Raw genomic sequence first — 4884 nt, 5'->3', positions numbered from 1 at the left:
GGTGAAGATCCTTTTTGATAATCTCATGACCAAAATCCCTTAACGTGAGTTTTCGTTCCACTGAGCGTCAGACCCCTTATCTGAACATAAAACACTATCAATAAGTTGGAGTCATTACCCCCCGGACGAGTGGGAATCCATGGTAGGGATTTTTACCGAAATGGAAGAACACTATTAGGGGGCACCTCAGAAAACGGAATAAAGCACGCTAAGGCATAGCTGACCTTGCCAGGCCTGCTTCGCCCTGTAGTGACGCGATCAACGGGCAGGAAACATTCCCCTTTCGTGCATGGCAGGCGCACACGAGTTCAGACAGCACGGTTTCCATGCGCGCCAAGTCGGCCATCTTCTCGCGCACGTCCTTGAGCTTGTGTTCGGCCAGGCTGCTGGCCTCCTCGCAGTGGGTGCCATCGTCGAGCCGCAACAGCTCGGCAATCTCGTCCAGACTGAACCCCAGCCGCTGTGCCGATTTCACGAATTTCACCCGAACCACGTCCGCCTCCCCATAGCGGCGGATGCTGCCGTAAGGCTTGTCCGGTTCCCGCAACAGGCCCTTGCGCTGATAGAAGCGGATTGTCTCCACGTTGACCCCGGCCGCCTTGGCAAAAACGCCAATGGTCAGGTTTTCCAAATTATTTTCCATATCGCTTGACTCCGTACATGAGTACGGAAGTAAGGTTACGCTATCCAATCCAAATTCAAAAGGGCCAACGTATGTCTGAACCACAAAACGGGCGCGGTGCGCTCTTCGCCGGCGGGCTGGCCGCCATTCTTGCATCGACCTGCTGCCTGGGGCCGCTAGTACTGGTCGCCCTGGGCTTCTCCGGTGCTTGGATCGGCAACCTGACGGTGCTGGAACCCTATCGACCGTTGTTCATCGGCGCGGCGCTAGTGGCGCTGTTCTTCGCCTGGAAGCGGATTTACCGGCCCGTGCAGGCATGCAAGCCAGGTGAGGTCTGCGCGATTCCGCAGGTGCGCGCCACCTACAAGCTGATTTTCTGGATCGTGGCCGTGCTGGTCCTGGTCGCGCTTGGATTTCCCTATGTCGTTCCATTTTTCTATTAACCAGGAGTTCATCATGAAGAAACTGTTTGCCTCCCTTGCCCTCGCCGCCGCTGTTGCCCCGGTGTGGGCCGCTACCCAGACCGTCACGCTAGCGGTTCCCGGCATGACTTGCGCCGCCTGCCCGATCACAGTCAAGAAAGCGCTCTCCAAGGTCGAAGGCGTGAGCAAGGTCGATGTGGGCTTCGAGAAGCGCGAGGCCGTCGTCACTTTTGACGACACCAAGGCCAGCGTACAGAAGCTGACCAAGGCCACCGCAGACGCCGGCTATCCGTCCAGCGTCAAGCAGTGAGCCAGCAAGCCAACGACAACAGCGAGAGCCGCTTCATGGGACTGATGACACGCATTGCCGATAAAACCGGCGCGCTCGGCAGCGTCGTTTCCGCGATGGGCTGCGCCGCCTGCTTTCCAGCCCTCGCCAGCTTCGGCGCGGCCATCGGGCTGGGCTTCTTGAGCCAGTACGAGGGACTGTTCATCAGCCGCCTGCTGCCGCTGTTTGCCGCGCTGGCCTTCCTGGCGAACGCGCTGGGTTGGTTCAGTCATCGGCAATGGCTGCGCAGTCTGCTCGGCATGATCGGCCCGGCCATCGTGTTTGCGGCCACGGTCTGGCTGCTCGGCAACTGGTGGACGGCGAACCTGATGTACGTCGGCCTGGCCTTGATGATTGGGGTGTCGATCTGGGACTTCGTGTCGCCGGCGCATCGCCGTTGCGGACTGGACGGCTGCGAACTCCCCGCCAAGCGCTTGTGAAAGACGGCTGACCGTGCGACACGGCGGCCCACACGAATAAGGAACGATGGTATGAGCACTCTCAAAATCACCGGCATGACTTGCGACTCGTGCGCAGTGCATGTCAAGGACGCCCTGGAGAAAGTGCCCGGCGTGCAATCAGCGGATGTCTCCTACGCCAAGGGCAGCGCCAAGCTCGCCATTGAGGTCGGCACGTCACCCGACGCGCTGACGGCCGCTGTAGCTGGACTCGGTTATCGGGCCACGCTGGCCGATGCCCCCTCAGTTTCGACGCCGGGCGGATTGCTCGACAAGATGCGCGATCTGCTGGGCAGAAACGACAAGACGGGTAGCAGCGGCGCATTGCATATCGCCGTCATCGGCAGCGGCGGGGCCGCGATGGCAGCGGCGCTGAAGGCCGTCGAGCAAGGCGCACGTGTCACGCTGATCGAGCGCGGCACCATCGGCGGCACCTGCGTCAATGTCGGTTGTGTGCCGTCCAAGATCATGATCCGCGCCGCCCATATCGCCCATCTGCGCCGGGAAAGCCCGTTCGATGGCGGCATCGCCGCTACCACGCCGACCATCCAGCGCACGGCGCTGCTGGCCCAGCAGCAGGCCCGCGTCGATGAACTGCGCCACGCCAAGTACGAAGGCATCTTGGAGGGCAATCCGGCGATCACTGTGCTGCACGGCTCCGCCCGCTTTAAGGACAATCGCAACCTGATCGTGCAACTCAACGACGGCGGCGAGCGCGTGGTGGCATTCGACCGCTGCCTGATCGCCACCGGCGCGAGCCCGGCCGTGCCGCCGATTCCCGGCCTGAAAGACACTCCGTACTGGACTTCCACTGAAGCGCTGGTCAGCGAGACGATTCCTAAGCGCCTGGCCGTGATTGGCTCATCAGTGGTGGCGCTGGAGCTGGCGCAGGCGTTCGCCCGACTCGGAGCGAAGGTGACGATCCTGGCTCGCAGCACGCTGTTCTTCCGCGAAGACCCAGCTATAGGCGAAGCCGTCACGGCCGCATTCCGCATGGAGGGCATCGAGGTGAGGGAACACACCCAGGCCAGCCAGGTCGCGTATATCAATGGTGAAGGGGACGGCGAATTCGTGCTCACCACGGCGCACGGCGAACTGCGCGCCGACAAGCTGCTGGTCGCCACCGGCCGCGCGCCCAACACACGCAAGCTGGCACTGGATGCGACGGGCGTCACGCTCACCCCGCAAGGCGCTATCGTCATCGACCCCGGCATGCGTACAAGCGTGGAACACATCTACGCCGCAGGCGACTGCACCGACCAGCCGCAGTTCGTCTATGTGGCGGCAGCGGCCGGCACTCGCGCCGCGATCAACATGACCGGCGGTGACGCGGCCCTGAACCTGACCGCGATGCCGGCCGTGGTGTTCACCGACCCGCAAGTGGCGACCGTAGGCTACAGCGAGGCGGAAGCGCACCATGACGGCATCAAAACTGATAGTCGCACGCTAACGCTGGACAACGTGCCGCGCGCGCTCGCCAACTTCGACACGCGCGGCTTCATCAAACTGGTGGTTGAAGAAGGCAGCGGACGACTGATCGGCGTGCAGGCAGTGGCCCCGGAAGCGGGCGAACTGATCCAGACGGCCGCACTGGCGATTCGCAACCGGATGACGGTGCAGGAACTGGCCGACCAGTTGTTCCCCTACCTGACGATGGTCGAAGGGTTGAAGCTCGCGGCGCAGACCTTCAACAAGGATGTGAAGCAGCTTTCCTGCTGCGCCGGGTGAGGACAAGGAGGTGTGCGATGAGCGCCTACACGGTATCGCAACTGGCCCATAACGCTGGGGTGAGCGTACATATCGTGCGCGACTACCTGGTGCGCGGCTTGTTACGGCCGGTGGCCTGCACCACGGGCGGCTACGGCGTGTTCGACGATGCGGCCTTGCAACGGCTGTGCTTCGTGCGCGCGGCCTTCGAGGCGGGTATCGGCCTGGATGCCCTGGCGCGGCTGTGCCGTGCGCTCGACGCAGCGGACGGCGCACAAGCCGCAGCGCAGCTTGCCGTGCTGCGCCAGTTGGTCGAGCGGCGGCGCGCGGCGTTGGCCCATCTGGACGCGCAACTGGCCTCCATGCCAGCCGAGCGGGCGCACGAGGAGGCATTGCCGTGAACGCCCCTGACAAACTGCCGCCCGAGACGCGCCAACCCGTTTCCGGCTACCTGTGGGGTGCGCTGGCCGTGTTGACCTGCCCCTGCCATCTGCCGATTCTCGCCGCCGTGCTGGCCGGGACGACCGCCGGTGCCTTCCTTGGCGAGCATTGGGGTGTTGCCGCGCTCGCGCTGACCGGCTTGTTCGTTCTGGCCGTAACGCGGCTGCTGCGCGCCTTCCGGGGCGGATCATGACGAGTTCGCAGCCCGCCGGATGGACGGCGGCCGAGTTGGCGCAGGCGGCGGCGCGCGGACAGCTTGACCTGCATTACCAGCCGCTGGTCGATCTGCGCGATCACCGGATCGCTGGCGCGGAAGCGTTGATGCGCTGGCGGCATCCGAGGCTTGGCCTGTTGCCGCCCGGCCAGTTCCTGCCGCTGGCCGAGTCGTTCGGCCTGATGCCGGAAATAGGCGCGTGGGTGCTGGGCGAGGCCTGTCGCCAGATGCACAAGTGGCAAGGACCGGCATGGCAACCGTTCCGTCTTGCCATCAATGTGTCCGCCAGCCAGGTTGGGCCAACGTTCGACGACGAGGTAAAGCGGGTGCTGGCCGATATGGCCCTGCCCGCCGAGCTTCTGGAGATCGAACTGACCGAATCGGTCGCATTCGGCAATCCAGCCCTGTTCGCCAGTTTCGACGCCTTGCGCGCCATCGGCGTGCGCTTCGCCGCCGACGACTTCGGCACCGGCTATTCCTGCCTGCAACATCTGAAATGCTGCCCCATCACCACATTGAAAATCGACCAATCCTTTGTCGCCAGGCTCCCGGATGATGCCCGTGACCAAACTATCGTGCGGGCGGTGATCCAGCTCGCGCACGGGCTGGGCATGGATGTCATTTTCAGAAGACGACTGCACCAGTTGATTGGGCGTAATGGCTGTTGTGCAGCCAGCTCCTGACAGTTCAAT

8 protein-coding genes are annotated in these 4884 nt (G+C 63.3%); 7 read left to right on the top strand and 1 reads right to left on the bottom strand.

Annotated elements, in window-relative coordinates; all coding sequences use genetic code 11:
* Window positions 1-208: 208 nt before the first annotated feature.
* The gene (gene merR, locus PG887_RS21775) at window positions 209-643 is read right to left on the bottom strand and encodes an Hg(II)-responsive transcriptional regulator (RefSeq protein WP_000429836.1); all 435 of its coding nucleotides are present in this window, start codon (window positions 641-643) and stop codon (window positions 209-211) included.
* A gap of 71 nt (window positions 644-714) precedes the next feature.
* Between merR and PG887_RS21770 the strand changes: the two genes are divergently transcribed.
* The 7 genes from PG887_RS21770 to PG887_RS21740 are packed head-to-tail and all read left to right on the top strand — an operon-like array spanning window position 715 to window position 4875.
* Window positions 715-1065 (top strand): mercuric transport protein MerT, encoded by a 351-nt coding sequence (locus tag PG887_RS21770; protein WP_001294663.1) that lies wholly within the window; start codon window positions 715-717, stop codon window positions 1063-1065.
* A 13-nt stretch (window positions 1066-1078) separates the two neighbouring features.
* On the top strand, window positions 1079-1354 hold the full coding sequence (merP, locus tag PG887_RS21765) for a mercury resistance system periplasmic binding protein MerP (RefSeq protein ID WP_000732292.1): 276 nt from the start codon (window positions 1079-1081) through the stop codon (window positions 1352-1354).
* Window positions 1351-1812: an organomercurial transporter MerC gene (merC, locus tag PG887_RS21760; protein WP_000082528.1), complete on the top strand. Its 462-nt coding sequence runs from the start codon at window positions 1351-1353 to the stop codon at window positions 1810-1812. Before merP ends, merC begins: the two co-directional genes overlap by 4 nt.
* 51 nt (window positions 1813-1863) lie before the next feature.
* Window positions 1864-3558, top strand: a complete 1695-nt coding sequence (gene merA / locus PG887_RS21755; RefSeq protein ID WP_000105636.1) for a mercury(II) reductase — start codon at window positions 1864-1866, stop codon at window positions 3556-3558.
* A gap of 17 nt (window positions 3559-3575) precedes the next feature.
* Entirely contained in the window at window positions 3576-3938 is a 363-nt protein-coding gene (gene merD, locus PG887_RS21750) for a mercury resistance co-regulator MerD (protein WP_001277456.1), read from the top strand.
* On the top strand, window positions 3935-4171 hold the full coding sequence (gene merE, locus PG887_RS21745; protein WP_000993386.1) for a broad-spectrum mercury transporter MerE: 237 nt from the start codon (window positions 3935-3937) through the stop codon (window positions 4169-4171). The genes merD and merE overlap by 4 nt, the downstream gene beginning before the upstream one ends.
* Entirely contained in the window at window positions 4168-4875 is a 708-nt protein-coding gene (locus PG887_RS21740) for an EAL domain-containing protein (protein WP_000204520.1), read from the top strand. Before merE ends, PG887_RS21740 begins: the two co-directional genes overlap by 4 nt.
* Window positions 4876-4884 lie beyond the last annotated feature (9 nt).

The organism is Aeromonas sp. QDB14 (assembly GCF_027707845.1).
Classification (GTDB): domain Bacteria; phylum Pseudomonadota; class Gammaproteobacteria; order Enterobacterales; family Aeromonadaceae; genus Aeromonas; species Aeromonas caviae.
Note: the sequence above shows the minus strand (reverse complement) of the source record. Positions and strands in the feature narration are given on the sequence as shown.